Annotated in this window: 15 protein-coding genes; 12 read left to right on the top strand and 3 right to left on the bottom strand. The window is 61.8% G+C overall.

The genetic code is table 11. The features are described 5' to 3' along the window. Position 1 precedes the first annotated feature (1 nt). The 9 genes from GIW02_RS07765 to GIW02_RS07725 all read left to right on the top strand — a co-directional run bounded on the left by GIW02_RS07765 (position 2) and on the right by GIW02_RS07725 (position 11,343). On the top strand, positions 2–1,408 hold the full coding sequence (locus tag GIW02_RS07765; RefSeq protein WP_236411945.1) for an FAD-dependent oxidoreductase: 1,407 nt from the start codon (positions 2–4) through the stop codon (positions 1,406–1,408). A 26-nt stretch (positions 1,409–1,434) separates the two neighbouring features. Next, positions 1,435–1,776 (top strand): cupin domain-containing protein, encoded by a 342-nt coding sequence (locus GIW02_RS07760; RefSeq protein ID WP_236411943.1) that lies wholly within the window; start codon positions 1,435–1,437, stop codon positions 1,774–1,776. Positions 1,777–1,836: 60 nt separating this feature from the next. After that, positions 1,837–2,916 (top strand): polyamine ABC transporter substrate-binding protein, encoded by a 1,080-nt coding sequence (locus GIW02_RS07755; RefSeq protein WP_236411941.1) that lies wholly within the window; start codon positions 1,837–1,839, stop codon positions 2,914–2,916. 620 nt (positions 2,917–3,536) lie between these two features. Beyond that, positions 3,537–4,970, top strand: coding sequence for a serralysin family metalloprotease (locus GIW02_RS07750; protein ID WP_236411939.1), 1,434 nt, complete (start codon positions 3,537–3,539; stop codon positions 4,968–4,970). Positions 4,971–5,020: 50 nt separating this feature from the next. After that, the gene (locus tag GIW02_RS07745; RefSeq protein ID WP_236411970.1) at positions 5,021–5,389 is read left to right on the top strand and encodes a protease inhibitor Inh/omp19 family protein; all 369 of its coding nucleotides are present in this window, start codon (positions 5,021–5,023) and stop codon (positions 5,387–5,389) included. Positions 5,390–5,491: 102 nt separating this feature from the next. Beyond that, on the top strand, positions 5,492–7,243 hold the full coding sequence (locus GIW02_RS07740; protein ID WP_236411936.1) for a type I secretion system permease/ATPase: 1,752 nt from the start codon (positions 5,492–5,494) through the stop codon (positions 7,241–7,243). Continuing rightward, on the top strand, positions 7,240–8,553 hold the full coding sequence (locus GIW02_RS07735) for an HlyD family type I secretion periplasmic adaptor subunit (RefSeq protein ID WP_236411929.1): 1,314 nt from the start codon (positions 7,240–7,242) through the stop codon (positions 8,551–8,553). Before GIW02_RS07740 ends, GIW02_RS07735 begins: the two co-directional genes overlap by 4 nt. A gap of 2 nt (positions 8,554–8,555) precedes the next feature. Continuing rightward, the gene (locus GIW02_RS07730; protein ID WP_236411928.1) at positions 8,556–9,893 is read left to right on the top strand and encodes a TolC family outer membrane protein; all 1,338 of its coding nucleotides are present in this window, start codon (positions 8,556–8,558) and stop codon (positions 9,891–9,893) included. A gap of 40 nt (positions 9,894–9,933) precedes the next feature. After that, the gene (locus GIW02_RS07725; RefSeq protein ID WP_236411927.1) at positions 9,934–11,343 is read left to right on the top strand and encodes a polyurethane esterase; all 1,410 of its coding nucleotides are present in this window, start codon (positions 9,934–9,936) and stop codon (positions 11,341–11,343) included. Positions 11,344–11,413: 70 nt separating this feature from the next. Here the strand turns inward: GIW02_RS07725 and GIW02_RS07720 are convergent, their stop codons facing one another. Further along, positions 11,414–11,638 carry a YgdI/YgdR family lipoprotein gene (locus tag GIW02_RS07720; protein ID WP_236411926.1) on the bottom strand — a complete coding sequence of 75 codons (225 nt, stop codon included), beginning with the start codon at positions 11,636–11,638 and terminating at the stop codon, positions 11,414–11,416. Positions 11,639–11,824: 186 nt separating this feature from the next. Between GIW02_RS07720 and GIW02_RS07715 the strand changes: the two genes are divergently transcribed. The 3 genes from GIW02_RS07715 to GIW02_RS07705 all read left to right on the top strand — a co-directional run bounded on the left by GIW02_RS07715 (position 11,825) and on the right by GIW02_RS07705 (position 16,748). After that, positions 11,825–13,474: a VRR-NUC domain-containing protein gene (locus GIW02_RS07715; RefSeq protein WP_236411925.1), complete on the top strand. Its 1,650-nt coding sequence runs from the start codon at positions 11,825–11,827 to the stop codon at positions 13,472–13,474. After that, positions 13,471–15,726 carry an ATP-dependent DNA helicase gene (locus GIW02_RS07710; protein ID WP_236411921.1) on the top strand — a complete coding sequence of 752 codons (2,256 nt, stop codon included), beginning with the start codon at positions 13,471–13,473 and terminating at the stop codon, positions 15,724–15,726. The genes GIW02_RS07715 and GIW02_RS07710 overlap by 4 nt, the downstream gene beginning before the upstream one ends. Positions 15,727–15,806: 80 nt before the next feature. Beyond that, positions 15,807–16,748, top strand: coding sequence for an alpha/beta hydrolase (locus GIW02_RS07705; RefSeq protein WP_236411920.1), 942 nt, complete (start codon positions 15,807–15,809; stop codon positions 16,746–16,748). A 69-nt stretch (positions 16,749–16,817) separates the two neighbouring features. Here the strand turns inward: GIW02_RS07705 and GIW02_RS07700 are convergent, their stop codons facing one another. Beyond that, on the bottom strand, positions 16,818–17,768 hold the full coding sequence (locus GIW02_RS07700; RefSeq protein ID WP_122717112.1) for an alpha-E domain-containing protein: 951 nt from the start codon (positions 17,766–17,768) through the stop codon (positions 16,818–16,820). A 2-nt stretch (positions 17,769–17,770) separates the two neighbouring features. Then, a complete protein-coding gene (locus GIW02_RS07695; protein ID WP_236421815.1) occupies positions 17,771–19,180 on the bottom strand; it encodes a circularly permuted type 2 ATP-grasp protein in 1,410 nt (469 codons plus the stop codon). Positions 19,181–19,530 lie beyond the last annotated feature (350 nt).

Raw genomic sequence — 19,530 nt, 5'->3', positions numbered from 1 at the left:
CATGCCGGCATGGCGCAGTATCAGTTTGTGGATGGACCAGTTGGATGACCCGCTGCACGCGCGGCCGTCGCTGGCGCATGACCTGGACGTTGACGTGGCCATTATCGGCGCCGGCTACACCGGCCTGTGGACCGCCTACTACCTGAAACGCCAGGCGCCTGAGCTGAACATCGCGATTATCGAAGCGCAAACCGCCGGCTTCGGCGCATCAGGCCGCAACGGCGGCTGGCTGATGGGCAACCTGCTGGGCGAAGACCGCCTGCTCGCCGGTCTGGCCCCCGAGCAGCGCCGTGCCTCGTTCGACCTGTTGCACGCCATCCCCGACGAAGTCGCCCAGGTGCTGGCCCGCGAAGGCATCGACTGCGACTACCGCAAGGGCGGCGCGTTGTATTGCGCGGCGCGTTACCCGGAGCAGGAAGGCAGCTTGCGGCGCTATCTGGACAAGCTCCATGCCCAAGGCTTGACGCAAGCCGACTACCGTTGGCTCAACCCCCAGCAACTGGCCGAACAGATCCGCATCGCCAAGCCCTATGGCGGTATCTATGCACCCCATGTCGCCACGATCAACCCGGCCAAGCTGGTGCGTGGCCTGGCACGGGTGGTGGAGCGCATGGGCGTGAGGATTTATGAAAGCAGCCCGGTCACCCAGTGGCAGCCCGGCTGTGTGCGTACCGCCCAGGCCAGTGTGCGCGCCGCCTGGGTGGTGCCTGCCGTGGAAGGCTATGCCGCGACGTTGCCGCCTTTGGGGCGGTATCAGTTGCCGGTGCAAAGCCTGATTGTCGCCACGGAACCGCTGCCCGCCAGCACCTGGGATGAAATCGGCCTGAGCCACGGCCAGGCGTTTGGCGAAAGTAGCCGCCAGGTCACCTATGGCCAACGTTCAGCCGATAATCGCCTGGTCTTCGGTGCCCGGGGCGGCTACCAGTTTGCCGGCAAGCTGCGGCATAACTTCGATTTGACCGACAGCGAGGTAGAGCTGCGTCGCTATCTGTTCGGTGAACTCTTCCCACAGCTCAAGAACGTGCGGATTACTCATTCCTGGGGCGGCAACCTCGGTATGTCGCGGCATTTTCGTCCGCACATGCTCTGCGATCACGCCACCGGCATCGCGCTGTCCGGCGGCTATGGCGGGGAGGGCGTGGGCGCCACGAACCTGGGTGGCCGCACCCTGGCTGACTTGATCCTGAAGCGTGACACGCCGCTGGTTGAGCAACCCTGGGTGATCCGCGAGCGCGGCCTGGATGCGCTCAAGGCCTGGGAGCCGGAGCCCTGCCGCTGGCTGGGCTACAACGCGATCATTCGCAGTTTTGTCCATGAAGACCAGGTACTGGCCAACCCCAACAGCGCCCCCTGGCGCCGCAAGCTGGCAACCGGCGTGGCGCAGTTCATGGAAGGTTTCATGCAGTAAATCGTTCCATTCACACGGGAAAACCCATGAGCATCACTCAATTCAAAGACACGCTGAATGCCCACCTGCCGGACTCATCACCGGTGGCAGTGCCCTTGGGCGAGCCCGTCGCCGTGGCCTCGACCCTGAGCGTCGAGCGCAACGACGGCGTCGAAACCGGCATCTGGGAGTGCACTCCTGGCCGCTGGCGTCGGCAGATCACCGCCCAGGAGTTTTGCCACTTTATCCAGGGCCGCTGCACGTTCACCCCGGACAACGGTGAAGTCATTCATATACACGCCGGTGATGCACTGATGTTGCCGGCCAACAGCACCGGAATCTGGGATATCCAGGAAACGGTGCGCAAGACCTACGTATTGATCCTGTAACGCTTTGATCCTTGATCGCCTGCCATAAAAACAGCCCTAAAACCGCCAGGAAATCGAACCATGAAAGCCATTGCCCTGTTGCCCTTGATGTTGGTGGCCTCTGTCAGCCAGGCCGCCGAGACGGTGAAAATCTACAACTGGTCGGACTACATCGCGCCGGACACCACGCAGAACTTCCAGAAAGAAACCGGCATCGGTTTCACTTACGACGTCTACGACAGCAACGAAACCCTCGACGGCAAGTTGATGACCGGTAAATCGGGCTATGACGTGGTGTTCCCGTCCAACCATTTCATGGCCCGGCAGATCCAGGGCGGGGCGCTCAAAAAGCTCGACAAGAGCCAGTTGCCCAATTGGAAAAACCTCAACCCCGTGCTGCTCAAGGCTTTGGAAAACAACGACCCGGGCAACGCCCATGGCTTTCCGTACCTGTGGGGCAGCACCGGCATTGGTTACAACATCGACAAGGTCAAGGCGGTATTGGGCGACAACGCACCGGTGGATTCCTGGGACCTGATTTTCAAGCCAGAGAACATGGCCAAGCTGCAGAAATGCGGCGTGGCGATCCTCGACAACGGCCCGGAGCTGCTGCCGGCCGCCCTGAATTACCTGGGTTTGCCGCACCATAGCAAGAAGCCCGAGGACTATAAAAAAGCGCAAGACCTGCTGATGAAAGTGCGGCCTTACGTGGCGTACTTCCATTCCTCCAAATACACCGCGGACCTCGCCAACGGTGATATCTGCGTGGCGGTCGGCTTCTCCGGCGACATCCTGCAGGCTGAAAGCCGGGCCAAGGAAGCCAAGAACGGCGTGAACATCGGCTACAACATTCCCAAGGAGGGCGCCGCTATCTGGTTTGACATGGTCGCCATGCCCGCCGACGCCCCTGACGAAAAGGCCGGTTATGCGTTCATGAACTACCTGTTGCGCCCGCAAGTGATGGCCAGCATCACCAACTACGTGCATTACGCCAACGGTAACGAAGCCGCCGACAGCCTGGTCGACCCTGCGATCAAGGCCGACACCAAGGTTTACCCGAGCCCCGAGATGATGGGCAAGCTGTTTGCGTTGGAGGCGATGCCGCTGAACATCGACCGAGTCCGTACGCGGGTATGGAACACCATTCGCACCGGTCGTTGAGTGGGTAGCCACACTGGAGTCTCTGTGTGGCCAACTGATTGTGGGCCTGTGTGACCAGCCGATTTTTGTGGCGAGCGGGCTTGCCCGCGTTGGGCTGCGCAGCAGCCCCAGGATGGCCCAGGCTGATCTGATACACCGCATTTGGCTGGGATGGGGGCGCTTCGCGCCCCAACGCGGGCAAGCCCGCTCGCCACACAAGCCGCTCGCCACACATGATCATTCGCCACACGAGCCTATGCGTTTGCCCCGGCAATAGGGGACAACTCTGGTTAATTAGTTAAACTACTGGCTGTTTAATATTGCCAATGACACCGTGACAATATAGCGGGTCGATTAACTAAGTCGGTCACGCAAGTTGTTTTGGCTTTACCGCTATTTAATATTCAAATAAGAGTCGCTGGCTTTTGTCGGACAAAAGCAAGTGCGCCCAATAGATACGGCCTCGCAAATCTTTGAGTTGTTTGCGCGGTTGTTTTGCATGGGGAAATAGAGGTAGACGAATGATTTCAGGTTGTGTCAGTTTTCTTACGCCTTCAAAAGAGGCGAGTGATAGGACGATCTCGCCCGCGGGGTTCCTATCGATCAAAGACTGATGCACTTGCAAACAAGGAAGTACGTTTATGTCAAAAGTTAAAGACAACGCTAGCGTGTCAGCGGCGCAAGCCAGCACCGCTTACTCGCAAATCGATAGCTTCAGCCATCTGTACGACCGTGGCGGCAGCCTCACGGTCAATGGCAAACCGTCCTACTCCGTCGACCAGGCGGCCACCCAGCTGCTGCGCGACGGTGCCGCCTACCGTGACGCTGACGGCAACGGCAAGATCGACCTGACCTACACCTTCCTGACCTCGGCGTCGTCGAGCACCCTGAACAAACATGGCATCTCGGGCTTCAGCCAGTTCACCGCTCAGCAAAAAGCGCAGGCAGTCCTGGCCATGCAATCGTGGGCGGATGTGGCCAATGTAGCCTTCACCGAGAAAGCCAGCGGCGGCGATGGCCACATGACGTTCGGCAACTACAGCAGCGGCCAGGACGGCGCCGCTGCCTTCGCTTACCTGCCAGGTACCGGCGCTGGCTACGACGGCACCTCGTGGTACCTGACCAATAGCAGCTATACGCCGAACAAAACGCCGGACCTGAACAACTATGGCCGGCAGACCTTAACCCACGAAATCGGGCACACCCTCGGCCTGGCCCACCCTGGCGATTACAACGCCGGGAACGGCAACCCGACCTACAACGACGCGACCTATGGACAGGACACGCGCGGCTACAGCCTGATGAGCTACTGGAGCGAGAGCAACACCAACCAGAACTTCAGTAAAGGCGGGGTGGAGGCCTATGCGTCCGGGCCGCTGATCGACGACATCGCGGCGATTCAGAAGCTCTACGGCGCCAACTACAGCACGCGCGCCGGCGACACCACCTACGGCTTCAACTCCAACACCGGGCGGGATTTCCTCAGCGCCAGCTCCAACGCCGACAAGCTTGTGTTCTCGGTGTGGGACGGCGGTGGCAACGACACTCTGGATTTTTCCGGGTTTACCCAGAACCAGAAGATCAACCTCAATGAGGCCTCGTTCTCCGACGTTGGCGGCCTGGTTGGCAACGTGTCGATCGCCAAGGGCGTGACCATCGAGAATGCGTTCGGCGGTGCCGGCAATGACCTGATCATCGGCAATAACACGGCCAACGTGATCAAGGGCGGCGCGGGCAACGACCTGATCTACGGCGGCGGGGGTGCCGACCAGTTGTGGGGCGGCGCGGGCAACGACACCTTTGTGTTCGGCGCCAGTTCCGACTCCAAGCCGGGTGCGGCGGACAAGATCTTTGACTTTACCTCGGGTTCGGACAAGATCGACCTGTCCGGCATCACCAAGGGGGCGGGCCTGACCTTCGTCAATGCCTTCACCGGGCATGCCGGCGATGCTGTGCTGACCTACGCGGCGGGTACCAACCTGGGCACCTTGGCAGTCGACTTCTCCGGGCACGGCGTGGCGGATTTCCTCGTCACCACCGTAGGCCAGGCAGCGGTCAGCGACATCGTGGCGTGATGCAGGAGCGCGGCGTTTCGGCGCCGCGCTTTTAGGGAGTAAGCGTGAAGATGCAGCGTTTTTTCAAAGTGATCGCCCGCGTTGTGCAGGTGATGTTCGTGTCGGCAGGAGCCCACGTAATGGCGAGCAGTCTTGTATTACCCTCCAGCGCCCAATTGGCCGGGCACTGGCAATTGCACCAGGCTGACCAGGTCTGCGCGCTGGACCTGCTGGAGCCGGCCAATGCGCTGGGCGGCGATGTGGCCTGTGCTGCGCAATGGTTGGGCGACACCCCCCTGAGCTGGCAGCCGACCCCCGATGGCATCTGGCTGATGAATGCCCAAGGCAGCGGGATTACCCACCTCAATCGGCAGAAAGAAGGTGAATATAAAGGTCGCACGCCAAGTGGCCTCGACGTTGTATTGCAACGCACACCTTAGTTGTTCGTTATAAGCCGATAACTCGATTTTAATAGTTGGCCGCTCCGTCATCGGGGTTGGGGTAACTATTGCCCGTCATTCGCTCAGAGAAGATCAAAAGATATGGCGAAGTTCCAGGCCGTGGCGCCCTTGTTCAAGGCGCTGGGCGAATACAAGAGCATTCTGATCAGCATTGGTTGCTTTACGGCGTTAATTAACCTGTTGATGCTGGTGCCCTCGATTTACATGCTGCAAGTGTATGACCGCGTGTTGTCCTCGCAGAATGAAACCACCTTGGTGATGTTGACGCTGATGGTCGTCGGGTTCTTCGCGTTTATCGGCACGCTGGAAGTCATCCGCAGTTTTATCGTGATCCGCATCGGCAGCCAGTTGGAGCGGCGTTTCAACTTGCGCGTGTACAAGGCCGCCTTTGAACGCAACCTGCAGCGCGGCCAGGGGCACGCCGGGCAATCACTGGGCGATTTGACCCATATCCGCCAATTCATCACCGGGCCTGCGCTGTTCGCGTTCTTTGATGCGCCGTGGTTTCCCATCTACCTGTTCGTGATTTTTCTGTTCAGCGTGTGGCTTGGTGTACTGGCTACGGCGGGGGCGGTGCTCTTGATCGCCTTGGCGTGCCTCAACGAATACCTGACCAAAAAACCCTTGGGCGAGGCCAGCGGTTTCTCCCAGCAGTCGACCCAGTTGGCCACCAGCCATTTGCACAACGCCGAGACCATCCAGGCCATGGGCATGCTTGGCGCGCTGCGCAAGCGTTGGTTTGCCGTGCATTCGCAGTTTCTCGCTCTGCAAAACACCGCCAGCGACACCGGCTCGGTGATCACCTCGTTGAGCAAGTCCCTGCGCCTGTGCCTGCAATCACTGGTGTTGGGGTTGGGTGCATTGCTGGTGATCAGGGGCGATATGACCGCCGGGATGATGATCGCCGGTTCGATTCTGATGGGCCGGGTGCTCAGCCCCATCGACCAGTTGATTGCGGTATGGAAGCAATGGAGTTCGGCCAAGCTGGCTTATCAGCGGCTGGACGATTTGCTGCGTGAGTTTCCCCCGCACGTTGAGCAGATGAAATTGCCGGCGCCCAAAGGCCAGGTCAATTTTGAACAGGTCAGCGCCGGCCCGCCCGGCCAGCGCATGGCAACCCTGCAGCAGGTCAGCTTTCAACTGGGCGCCGGCGAAGTGCTCGGCGTGCTCGGCGCCTCGGGTTCCGGCAAGTCCACCCTGGCCCGCGTGCTGGTGGGCGTGTGGCCGACCCTGGCGGGCACCGTGCGCCTGGATGGCGCGGACATCCATCGCTGGGACCGCGACGACCTCGGCCCCTACATCGGCTATTTGCCCCAGGACATTGAGCTGTTCAGCGGCAGCATCGCCGACAACATCGCGCGCTTTCGCGAGGCCGACCCGGCGCAGGTGGTGCAGGCCGCGCAACAAGCCGGTGTGCATGAGTTGATCCTGCGCTTGCCGCACGGTTACGACACGTTGCTGGGCGATAACGGCGGCGGCCTGTCCGGCGGCCAGAAGCAACGGGTTGCCCTGGCGCGTGCCCTGTACGGCGGGCCACGGCTGATCGTGCTGGATGAGCCCAATTCCAACCTCGACACCGTGGGCGAAGCCGCCCTGGCGAGTGCCATCGTGCAGATGAAAGCCCAGGGCAGCAGCGTGGTGTTGGTGACCCATCGTTCTTCGGCGTTGGCCCAGGCCGACAAGTTGCTGGTGCTCAATGAGGGGCGCTTGCAGGCATTCGGGCCGAGCCAGGAGGTGCTGCGCGCGCTGTCCGGTCAGCAGGAGGCGCCCAAGGAGAAGACCGGGGTGAGTTTCAGTCGTCAGTATCAAGCGGGAAGGAACCCAGGCGCATGAGCAGCATTACGGTTGAAGACGGTTTCAAAGAACACGACGCAAGGTTTTTTGTGCGCATGGGCTGGCTGCTGACGGTGGTCGGCGCCGGTGGGTTTTTCCTGTGGGCCAGCCTGGCGCCCCTCGATCAGGGGATCGCGGTACAGGGCACGGTGGTGGTGTCGGGCAAGCGCAAAGCCGTGCAAACCTTCAGCCCCGGCGTCGTCAGCGCGATTCTGGTGAAAGAAGGCGAACAGGTTAAACAGGGCCAACCGGTGTTTCGTCTTGACCAGACCCGCAACCAGGCCGACGTGCAGTCCCTGCAAGCCCAGTACCGTATGGCCTGGGCCAGCGTGGCGCGCTGGCAGAGCGAGCGTGACAACCGTTCGGCCATCACGTTTCCGGCCGAGCTGAGCACGCATGCCGACGCGGCCCTGGCCCTGGTGCTGGAAGGCCAGCGTCAGCTGTTCAGCAGCCGCCGCGAAGCCTTTGCCCGTGAACAGGCGGGGATTCGCGCAAGTATCGACGGCGCCACTGCGCAACTCGGCGGCATGCGCCGTGCCCGCAGTGACCTGAATGCCCAGGCCCAATCCCTGCGCGAGCAATTGAGCAACCTGCAACCCCTGGCCGACAACGGCTATATCCCGCGCAACCGGCTGATGGAGTACCAGCGCCAGCTGTCCCAGGTGCAACAGGACCTGGCGCAGAACACCGGCGAAAGCGGAAGGGTGGAGCAGGGCATCCTCGAGTCGCGTCTGAAATTGCAGCAGCACAGCGAGGAGTATCAAAAGGAAGTACGCAGCCAGCTCGCCGATGCGCAGTTACGCAGCCTGACCCTGGAACAGCAACTGACCTCGGCCGGGTTCGAGCTGCAACACAGCGAAATCAATGCGCCAGCCGACGGTATCGCGGTCAACCTCAGCGTGCATACCGTCGGTGCCGTGGTGCGCGCCGGTGAAACCCTGCTGGAGATCGTGCCTCAGGGCACGCAGCTGGAAGTCGAAGGGCATTTGCCGGTGCATTTGGTCGACAAGGTTGGCACGCACTTGCCTGTCGATATCCTGTTCACCGCGTTCAATCAGAGCCGTACGCCGCGCGTGCCGGGGGAGGTCAGCCTGATTGCTGCCGACCAGATGCTCGATGAGAAAACCGGCGCGCCGTATTACGTGCTGCGCACCACGGTCAGCGCGGCGGCGCTGGAGCAACTGCATGGCCTGGTGGTTAAGCCGGGCATGCCTGCCGAGATGTTCGTGCGTACCGGCGAGCGCTCGTTGCTCAACTACCTGTTCAAGCCGCTGCTGGATCGCGCCAACTCCGCGTTGACCGAGGAATGAACATGAAACCAGTGTTCATCGCGGTGTTGCTGATCAGCGCCAACGCCCAGGCGGCCATGGGCCCGTTCGATGTGTATGAGCAGGCCTTGCGTAACGATCCGGTGTTTCTGGGCGCCATCAAGGAGCGTGACGCGGGCCTGGAAAATCGCGCCATCGGCCGCGCCGGCTTGCTGCCCAAGCTCTCCTACAACTACAACAAGGGTCGCAACAATTCCCAGGCCACCTTGCCCGACGGCCGCGGCGGCAGTTACCACGACGACCGCAACTACAACAGCTACGGCTCGACTTTCAGCCTGCAACAGCCGTTGTTTGACTACGAGGCCTACGCCAACTACCGCAAGGGCGTGGCCCAGGCGCTGTTCGCCGATGAAAGCTTTCGCGACAAGAGCCAGGCCCTGCTGGTGCGGGTGCTTACCTATTACACCCAGGCGCTGTTTGCCCAGGATCAAATCGACATTGCCCGCGCCAAGAAGAAAGCCTTTGAACAGCAATTCCAGCAGAACCAGCACCTGTTCCGGCAAGGCGAGGGCACTCGTACCGATATCCTCGAAGCCGAGTCGCGTTATGAGCTGGCCAGCGCCGAAGAGATCGAGGCCCTGGATGAGCAGGACGCCTCACTGCGCGAACTGGGCGCCTTGATCGGCGTGCAAAGCGTCAACATCAACGACCTGGCGCCGCTGAACCAGGGCTTCGCCGCGTTCACCTTGACCCCGGCCAACTACGACACCTGGCATGAGTTGGCGATCAGCAATAACCCCACCCTGGCCTCCCAACGCCAAGCCCTGGAAGTGGCGCGTTATGAGGTAGAACGCAACCGCGCCGGGCATTTGCCCAAGGTCACGGCGTATGCCAGCTCGCGCCAGCAAGAGTCCGACAGCGGCAACACCTATAACCAGCGCTATGACACCAATACCATTGGCGTCGAAGTCAGCCTGCCGTTGTACGCCGGTGGCGGCATCTCGGCCTCTACCCGCCAGGCCAGCCGGGCGATGGAGCAGGCCGAGTACGAGCTGGAAGGCAAGACCCGCGAAACCCTGATCGAGCTGCGCCGGCAGTTCAGCGCGTGCCTGTCTGGGGTTAGCAAGTTACGCGCGTATCAGAAGGCGTTGACGTCGGCAGAGGCGCTGGTGGTGTCGACCCAACAAAGCATCCTTGGTGGCGAGCGCGTCAACCTCGACGCGTTGAATGCCGAACAGCAGCTCTACAGCACCCGCCGCGACCTGGCCCAGGCGCGCTACGACTATTTGATGGCCTGGACCAAGTTGCATTACTACGCCGGCAATTTGCGCGACACCGACCTGGCCAAGGTGGACGAGGCGTTTGGCCCCGCACAGCAGTGATTCGCTTCCTCGACAACATCAACAACAGAGAGGCAATACCATGGGTGTGTTCGATTATAAAAACCTCGGGGCTGAGGGCTCCAAAGTGTTGTTCGCCGATGCCATGGCGATCACCTTGTATACCTACCACAACCTGGATAACGGCTTTGCCGTGGGCTACCAGCACAATGGCTTGGGCCTGGGGCTGCCGGCCACGCTGGTCGGGGCGCTGCTGGGCAGCAGCGACTCACAGGGCGTGATTCCGGGCATCCCCTGGAACCCCGATTCGGAAAAGGCCGCCCTGGAGGCCGTGCAAAAAGCTGGCTGGACGCCCATCAGTGCCGACGCCCTGGGCTATGCCGGCAAGGTTGACGCCAGGGGCACGTTCTTGGGCGAAAAGGCTGGCTACACCACGGCCCAGGTCGAAGTGCTGGGCAAGTACGATGACGCGGGCAAACTGTTGGAAATCGGCATTGGCTTTCGAGGCACCTCCGGCCCACGGGAAAGTTTGATCAGCGATTCCGTCGGCGACCTGGTCAGCGATTTGCTCGCAGCGCTGGGGCCCAAGGATTATGCGAAGAATTACGCCGGTGAAGCCTTCGGCGGCTTGCTCAAAAACGTCGCCGCCCATGCCGCCGCCCACGGCCTGAGCGGTGCGGACGTGCTGGTCAGCGGGCACAGCCTGGGCGGCTTGGCGGTCAACAGCATGGCCGACTTGAGCGCGAGTCAATGGGCAGGGTTCTACAAAGATGCCCACTATGTGGCCTACGCCTCGCCGACCCAGAGCGCCGGCGACAAAGTCCTGAATGTCGGCTATGAAAACGACCCGGTGTTTCGCGCGCTGGATGGTTCTTCCTTCAACTGGTCATCCCTGGGCGTGCACGACACGCCCCATGCCTCGACCACCGACAATATTGTCAGCTTCAACGACCACTACGCGTCGACGCTGTGGAATGTGCTGCCGTTCTCCATCACCAACCTGCCGACCTGGATTTCGCATTTGCCTACCGGCTACGGCGACGGCATGACGCGCATCCTGGCCTCCGGGTTCTATGAGCAGATGACCCGCGACTCGACGATTATCGTTGCCAACCTGTCCGACCCGGCCCGAGCCAACACCTGGGTGCAGGACCTCAACCGCAATGCCGAGCCGCACAAGGGCCCTACCTTTATCGTCGGCAGTGACGGCAACGACTTGATCCAGGGAGGCAAGGGCGTGGACTTTATCGAGGGCGGCAAGGGCAATGACACGATCCGCGACAGCAGCGGGCATAACACCTTCCTGTTCAGCGGGCATTTTGGCCAGGATCGCGTAATCGGCTATCAGCCGACCGACACGCTAGTGTTCAAGGAGGTGCAGGGGAGTGTGGTCTACCGTGAACACGCCGGGGACACGGTGATCAGTGTTGGCGCGGATTCGGTGACGTTGGTTGGGGTGAGCGGGGTGTCGGGCGAGGTAGTCATCGGTTGATGACTGCAATGCAAATAAACAGGTGGGAGCACGCCTGCTCCCACATTTATCAGGTATTTGTCGCCAAAAATCAGTCTTCCTTACGCACCGTGGCCACGTCATCGGCCTTCACGCGGATGCGCTTGCCGGCAATGTCGGTGAACTCGTAGAAGCCATCGGCGGATTTGGTTTTTGGCGAATCCTTGGTCAAATACTGCGTGCCATTTTGCAGCGTCACTACGGTTTGCGTCGCGCAACCGGCCATCAGCAGAAAAGTGAGTGCAACCAGTGGCAGACCCAAATTCTTCATGTTCATAACCCTTACCTTTAACCTTGAAAAATCCCGTCCCAGAGGCGCGGGCCACAAATGTTACGCCATCGACTCCCCCATCTGATCACTTTTATGCAGAAAGTTGCCTGCGCCATTTATCTATTACCGATTGCAACAGTGCGGTGGCGACGGCACTCTGTATGCATAACCAGTATTTGATCAATGCGTACCATGGCCAATCCCCTCGACGACCCGCTCTATTACCTGCATAACTTCCGCCAGGTCCTGCATTGGCTGGGGCAACGCTATGCAGATTTGCTCGACCCCGATGAAGTGCATTTCATTCAGCAATTTGACAGGTTGCCGCAAGCGTCCCAGGCGCTGTTGGTGCGCATGGTGATGCGCAAGGGCGTGCATTTTCGCGCGGGTAAGCTCAGCTACCTGGAGATCGGTTGCCCCCACGCCGCTGTCGGCCCGCTGCTGGAACTTGGTTGGGTGGACGCGCACTGTTTGCTCGGCGTTGAAGCGTTGTGCGCCTTGCTGCAAAAAGGCGAGCTGCTCGCGGCCTTCAGGCCCTGGATCGACCAGCCGAGGGGCAACAAGGCTGACTGGCTGGAGGGCCTGGCCGCGCAGTTCACCGAACCGCGCAGTTTTGCCCAGTGGTGCCCCGAGATTGCCGACACGCTCTACAGCCTCAGCGTGATGGAGCTGTGCGACCGGCTGCGCCTGATGTTCTTCGGCAACCTGCATCAGGACTGGTCTGAGTTCGTGCTGGCTGACCTGGGCATCTACACCTATGAAAAGGTCGAGTTCTGCGCTGAGTCCCGCGGCCTGCGCAGCCGAGAGGACGTGCACGGCTACCTGTTTTTGCACCAGTGCCAGCAAGGCTTCGAAAGCGGCGAGCCGCTGGAGGACGTGCTGGCGCGGGTCGAGACGCTGCACACCGACAACCCCTGGCTGGAAAAGCGCCGGGCCAAGCTGCTGTTTCAGATCGGTCAGTATTGTGAGCGCAGCGCCGAGCTGGACCTGGCGCAGCAGATCTACCGCGCCTGCGCTTACCCCGGCGCCCGCGCACGGCTGATCCGCGTGCTGGAGCGCAAGGAGGATTACGCCCAGGCCATGGCCCTGGCAAGCGCGGCGCAACAGGCGCCGGAAAGCGCCGCCGAGCAGCAGCACCTGCTGCGGGTGTTGCCGCGCCTGCGGCGCAAACTCGGCGAACCGGCCGTGCCCAAGGCCACACCGCGCGCCGTCACGCGCCTCGACCTGGAACTGACCCCGCCCGAGCCGCTGATGTCGGTGGAGTACTGCGTGCAGGCGCACCTCGGCGAGCCCGACGCGCCGGTGCACTACGTGGAGAACGGCCTGATCAATTCACTCTTCGGCCTGTTGTGCTGGGAGGCGATTTTTGCGCCGTTGCCGGGTGCGTTTTTCCACCCGTTCCAGCGCGGGCCGGCGGACCTGCACAGCGCAGACTTCCACCAACGCCGCGCGCCGCTGTTTGCCGCGTGCTTCGAGCAACTGCAGGGTGAGCGCTACAAGGCCACGATTCGCCAACGTTACCGCGAGAAGTGGGCCATCCAGTCGCCTTTCGTGTTCTGGAACCTGCTCAGCGAAGAGCTGCTGGAACAGGCCCTGGACTGCTTGCCTGCCGAACACCTGCGTTACTGGTTCGAGCGACTGTTGTTGGATATTCGCGCCAACCGCGCGGGCATGCCCGACCTGATCCAGTTCTGGCCAGCGCAAAAAACCTACCGCATGATCGAGGTCAAGGGCCCGGGCGACCGTTTGCAAGACAACCAGCTGCGTTGGCTGGAGTTCTGCGGCGAATACCAGATGCCGGTCACCGTCTGCTATGTGCGCTGGGCGGAGCAAAGCGCTTGAGCTACACCGTAGCCGTACGCGCGCTCTGTGAGTTCACCGCCAAGGTGGGCGATCTGGACCTGCGTTTTACGCCGTCGCCCAGCGCTCAGGAAGGCATCATTGGCCATCGCACCGTGGCCTCGCGGCGCAGCGCTCACTATCAGCATGAAGTGAGCCTGGAAGGCGACTACCAGCAACTGCGGGTGCGGGGCAGGGCAGACGGCTACGACCCGGACGCCAACCGCCTGGAGGAGGTCAAGACTTACCGTGGTGACCTCGCTGCGCAGCCCGCCAACCATCGGCAACTGCATTGGGCCCAGGTCAAGGTGTACGGTTGGTTGATGTGCCGCACGCTCGGCCTCACGCACATCAACCTGGCGCTGGTGTACTTCGATATCGTCGGCGAAGGCGAGACCGTGCTCAGCCAGCCCTTTACGGCCGCCGAGCTGGAGCCCTTCTTCAACCAGCAATGCGCGCTGTTCCTCGGCTGGGCCGAGCAGGAGATGGCGCACCGCGCCGCGCGCAACCGTGCCGCGCAAACCTTGGGCTTCCCCCATGCCGACTTTCGTCCCGGCCAGCGCGCGCTGGCCGAGTCGGTGTACAAGGCCGTCACCACCGGCCGCTGCCTGATGGCGCAAGCACCCACGGGGATTGGTAAAACCATCGGCACAATCTTTGCGCTGCTCAAGGCCCTGGCGCCCCAGCAACTGGACAAAATGTTCTTCCTCACGGCCAAGACCCCCGGGCGCAAACTCGCCCTTGATGCCGCGCAGGTGCTGTTCAGCAGCAGCCCCGACCTGCCATTGCGCGTCCTGGAACTGGTGGCGCGCGACAAGGCCTGCGAACACCCGGACAAAGCCTGTCACGGCGAGTCCTGCCCCTTGGCCAAGGGTTTCTACGATCGTTTGCCCGCCGCGCGCGTCGCTGCGTCCCGGCTGCGCCTGCTCGACCAGCGCAACCTGCGTGACGTGGCCTTGGCCCATGACGTGTGCCCCTATTACTTGAGCCAGGAAATGGCGCGCTGGGCTGACCTGGTGGTCGCCGACTACAACTATTACTTCGACTTTGGCGCCATGCTGTTCGGCCTGGCCCAGCTCAACCTATGGCGCGCCGCGGTGCTGGTGGACGAGGCCCATAACCTGGTGGAGCGCGCGCGTTCGATGTACAGCGCCAGCCTTGACCAATACAGCCTCAAAACCCTGCGCGAGAGCGCCCCCGAGCCGCTGAAGAAGCCCTTGCAGCGCCTGAACCGCGAATGGAACGCGCTGCACAAGGATCAACTGGCGCCGTACCAGGCCTACGCCACCCGCCCGGAAAAACTGTTGCAGGCCCTGAGTCTGTGCACCGGCGCGATGGGCGACTACTTCAATGACCACCCCGAGGCGTTGGCGGGGGACCTGCAGGCCTTCTATTTTGAAGCGCTGCAATTTGCCAAGGTCGCCGAGCTGTTCAATGAGCACTTCATCTTTGATATCAGCAAGCGCCAGTTCAGTGGCAAGCGCAGCAGTTCAACCCTGTGCCTGCGCAACGTGGTGCCCGCCGAGTTCATTCGCCCACGCCTGACGGCGGCCCGCAGCTGCGTGCTGTTCTCCGCCACGCTCAGCCCGCGCCATTACTACGCCGACCTGCTGGGCCTGCCGCCGGACACTGCCTGGATCGATGTCGAATCGCCGTTCAAGGCCGAACAACTGCAGGTGCGCATCGTCGATCAGATCTCGACACGCTTTGTGCATCGCGAGGCTTCGTTGGCGCCGATTGTCGAGCTGATCGCCCAGCAGTTCAGCCGCCAGCCGGGTAACTACCTGGCGTTTTTCTCAAGCTTTGATTACCTGCAACAGGTGGCGCAATTGTTGGCCGAGCGCCACCCGCAGATCGCGCTGTGGCTGCAATCGCGCGGCATGGCCGAGGTTGAGCGCCAGGGCTTTCTCGACCAGTTCACCGAGCACAGCCAGGGCATCGGCTTTGCCGTGCTCGGCGGTGCGTTTGGCGAAGGTATCGACCTGCCCGGTGCGCGCCTGATCGGCGCGTTTATCGCCACCCTGGGCTTGCCGCAACTGAATCCGGTCAACGAGCAGATGAAGGCGCGCATGGGCGCCGTTTTCGGCGCCGGCTATGACTACACCTATCTGTACCCCGGCGTGCAGAAAGTCGTGCAGGCAGCCGGCAGGGTGATCCGCAGCCAGCAGGACCAGGGCGTGGTGATGCTGATCGACGACCGCTTCGGCGAAGCGCGGGTGCGCCAGTTGCTGCCACGTTGGTGGGTGGTTGATTGAGTTATTCCTGGCATCAATGATGCTGGTGCCTGTGCAGCGAATCACGCAGGCTAGGCAAAACCTTCATACAGGCTACGCCCATGAGCCACTCGATCGCGCACACCCTGGCTGTCAACGGTATTGAGCTCTGCATCCACGTCGCGGGCCCGGAGCACGGCCAACCGATCTGGCTGCTCCATGGCTTCCCGGAGTGCTGGCACTCTTGGCGCGAGCAGATTCCGGCGCTGACCGCAGCGGGTTATCGGGTGTTCGCCCCACAGATGCGCGGTTATGGGCAATCGAGTTCGCCGGCTGCAGTCGCCGACTACGACCTGCTGACGCTGTGTGCCGATATCCAGCAGGCCATGGACCATTTTGGCCATGCACAGGTTGTAATGGTTGGCCATGACTGGGGCGCCGTGGTGGCGTGGCACCTGGCGTTGCTCGAGCCTGAGCGGGTGACGCGGCTGATCACGATGTCGGTGCCGTTTGCCGGGCGGGCGCGCCGACCGGTGATCGAGATCCTGCGCGAGCTGTACGCCGATCGTTTCAATTACATCGTGTATTTTCAGGAACCGGGCGTGGCCGAGCGGGAATTGAATGCCGATATCGAACGCACGCTGCGCCTGTTCATGCAGGACCAGGACGTGTTTTTGCAGCAGAAACCAGCCAGTGCGCGCTTGCTGGAAGGCACCTCACCGCCTGACGCGTTGCCGTCCTGGTGTTCACGCGAGGACCTCGACGTTTACCTGCAGACATTCGCCAAGCACGGGTTTCGCGGCCCGTTGAACTGGTACCGCAACTTCGAGCGCAACTGGCAGCGCACCGAATGCCTCGCCGGCCGCCAGGTCATGCAACCCACGCTGTTCCTGATCGGTGACCGCGACCCCGTCGGTGTGTTTGAAGCCCACACCCTCAAGCGCATGCCCGATTCGGTGCCGCACCTTGAGCAGCATGTGCTGCCCAACTGCGGTCACTGGATCCAGAACGAGCAGGGGGCGCAGGTCAACGCGCTGATGCTCGCGTTTCTAGGAAAAAGGTAAACCTGGCGCCGTGGCCGGGTCAGTCCACCCGGCGAACGCTGCGCCCCCCATATCGCGCGGCTGTGTGCCTTAGACCACTTCCAGGTAGGAGCTGTGTATGGCCCGCGCCAGCTCGCGTACGGTGTCGATAAATTCCGTCAGGCGGCTGTGCAGGCCGTCTTCGAGAATCTCGTCGATCCCCGTATACCTCAGCCGTGCCTCGAATTCCGCCGCCAAGCGCTGCGCCTCACGCCCGTAGCTGCCGGGCAGGTCTGCGAGGATGTGACTCAACTCCTCGATGCACGCGTGCAACGAACGCGGTACATCGCTGCGCAACAACAGCAGTTCCGACACCGAGCGCGCGTTCAGCGCATTCGGGTACAGCTCGGTGTAGGCCTCAAACGACGATAACGCGCGCAGCAGGGCGCTCCACTGATAGTAACCGCGTGCCGACAGGTCGCTGACCTCTTCAGATTCCTCGCCGAACATCTCATAGCGCGCATCCAGCAGGCGCAAGGTATTGTCCGCGCGCTCGACAAAGGTACCCAGGCGAATAAACCGGTAGGCGTCATTGCGCATGATGGTGCCGGACGTGGCGCCACGGAACAGGTGCGAACGCTGCTTGACCCAATCACAGAAGTGACTGATGCCATGCCGCGCCAGGCCGCCGGCGGCGATGCTGCGCATTTCCAGCCAGGTGGCGTTGAGGTTTTCCCACATGTCGGCAGTGATACGCCCACGCACGGCATGGGCATTGCCCCGTGCAGCGCGCAGGCAGTTGTAGATGCTCGCGGGGTTTTCTTCGTCGAGGGCGAAGAAATGCAGCATGCGCTCGGCATCCAGTGTCTGGTGACGTTCCAGGTAGCTGTCCAGGGTGCCGCTGCTGAGCAACGACATTGCCAGTTCATCCAGGCCATCGCTGCGCCCGGCCTGGGGCATCAAGGACAGCGAGTAACTGACTTCAAGCATGCGCGCCAGGTTCTCGGCGCGCTCCAGGTAACGCGACATCCAGTACAGATCTGCTGCGGTTCTACTCAACATACTCAGCCCTCCACCACCCAGGTGTCCTTGGTTCCGCCGCCTTGGGACGAGTTGACGATCAACGAGCCTTCACGCAGGGCCACCCGCGTCAGGCCGCCGGGCACCAGGCGGGTTTCCTTGCCCGAGAGCACGAAGGGCCGCAGGTCAATGTGCCGGGGCGCGATGCCGTTTTCGACAAAGGTGGGGCAGGTGGACAGGCTCAGGGTTGGTTGCGCAATGTACGCGTGGGGGCGCGCCTTGATGCGTTGGCGGAAGTCTTCGATCTCGGCGGCCGTGGACGCCGGGCCGACCAGCATGCCGTAGCCGCCGGAGCCCTGGGTTTCCTTGACCACCAGGTCTGCCAGGTTGGCCAGCACATGGGACAGCTCATCGGGCTTGCGGCACTGGAAGGTCGGTACGTTTTGCAGGATGGGTTCTTCATCCAGGTAAAACTTGATCATCGCCGGCACGTAGGGGTAGATCGATTTGTCATCGGCCACGCCGGTGCCGATGGCGTTGGCGAGCACTACATTGCCCGCGCAGTAGGCGGCTACCAGGCCGGGCACGCCAAGCATGGAGTCGGGGTTGAAGGCTTTGGGGTCGAGGAAGGCGTCGTCGATCCGCCGATAAATCACGTCGACCGGCTTGGGGCCGTCGGTGGTGCGCATGAAGACCTTGAGGTCGTGCACGAACAGGTCGGCGCCTTCCACCAGTTCCACGCCCATTTCCCGGGCCAGGAACGCGTGCTCGAAAAACGCACTGTTAAAGCGCCCTGGGGTCAGCACCACCACATTGGGGTTGTCCAGGCGACTCGAGCTTTTCAGGGTCTTGAGCAGCAGGTTGGGGTAGTGGTCCACCGGCGCGATGCGCTGCTTGGCGAACACTTCGGGGAACAGGCGCATCATCATCTTGCGGTCTTCGAGCATGTAGCTCACGCCGCTGGGGGTGCGCAGGTTGTCTTCGAGCACGTAATAGGTGCCGTCGCCATCGCGCACCAGGTCCACCCCGGAGATGTGCGAGTAGATGTCGCGGTGCAGGTCCAGGCCGACCATGGCCTTCTGGTAACCCTCGTTGCCCAGCACCTGGTCCGCCGGAATGATCCCGGCCTTGATGATGCGCTGGTCGTGGTAGATGTCGGCGAGGAACATGTTCAGCGCATTCACGCGCTGGATACAGCCGCGTTCGATCACGCTCCATTCACTGGCGGGGATGCTGCGCGGGATGATGTCGAAGGGGATCAGGCGCTCGGTGTCTTGTTCGTCGCCGTAGAGGGTGAAGGTGATCCCCGCGCGATGGAACAGCAGATCAGCTTCGCGACGACGCTGGGCCAGCAGTTCCGGCGGCGTGTTGGCCAGCCAGCGGGAGAAATCCTGATAGTGCGCACGGCACTCGCCGTTTGCGTGATTCATTTCATCAAAGAAAGATCGAGCCATTCCAGTACCTTGTCAGTGCCGAGGGGTGCGCGGAGTGGCACTGCCGCTTTAAAAAACGCATTTTTTTATGAGCCTGTGGCTGAGGGTGCCAACAGACCTGGTCCTTACTTTCTTATGGGGTCGGCTCTGGGTCGGGGGGTAACGATTGCTCCTGAATCCGGGCAGATGAATGGATAAAGCAATGCTTGTGCCGGAATCGGCACTTGGCACTGATTAGTCGGACGCGAACGGGCATTCGTGGCGAGCGGGCTTGCCCGCGCTGGAGTGCGCAGCGCTCCCGCTTTTTTTTTTGGGGCCACGCCGCCCAAATCGGGGAAGGCCCCGCGCCCACAAAGCCCCCCGGGGGCAAC

Source organism: Pseudomonas syringae (assembly GCF_021606685.1).
GTDB classification, from domain to species: Bacteria; Pseudomonadota; Gammaproteobacteria; order Pseudomonadales; family Pseudomonadaceae; genus Aquipseudomonas; species Aquipseudomonas syringae_R.
The sequence above is the reverse complement of the archived record's forward strand: the minus strand, read 5'-3'. Positions and strand labels throughout refer to the sequence as shown.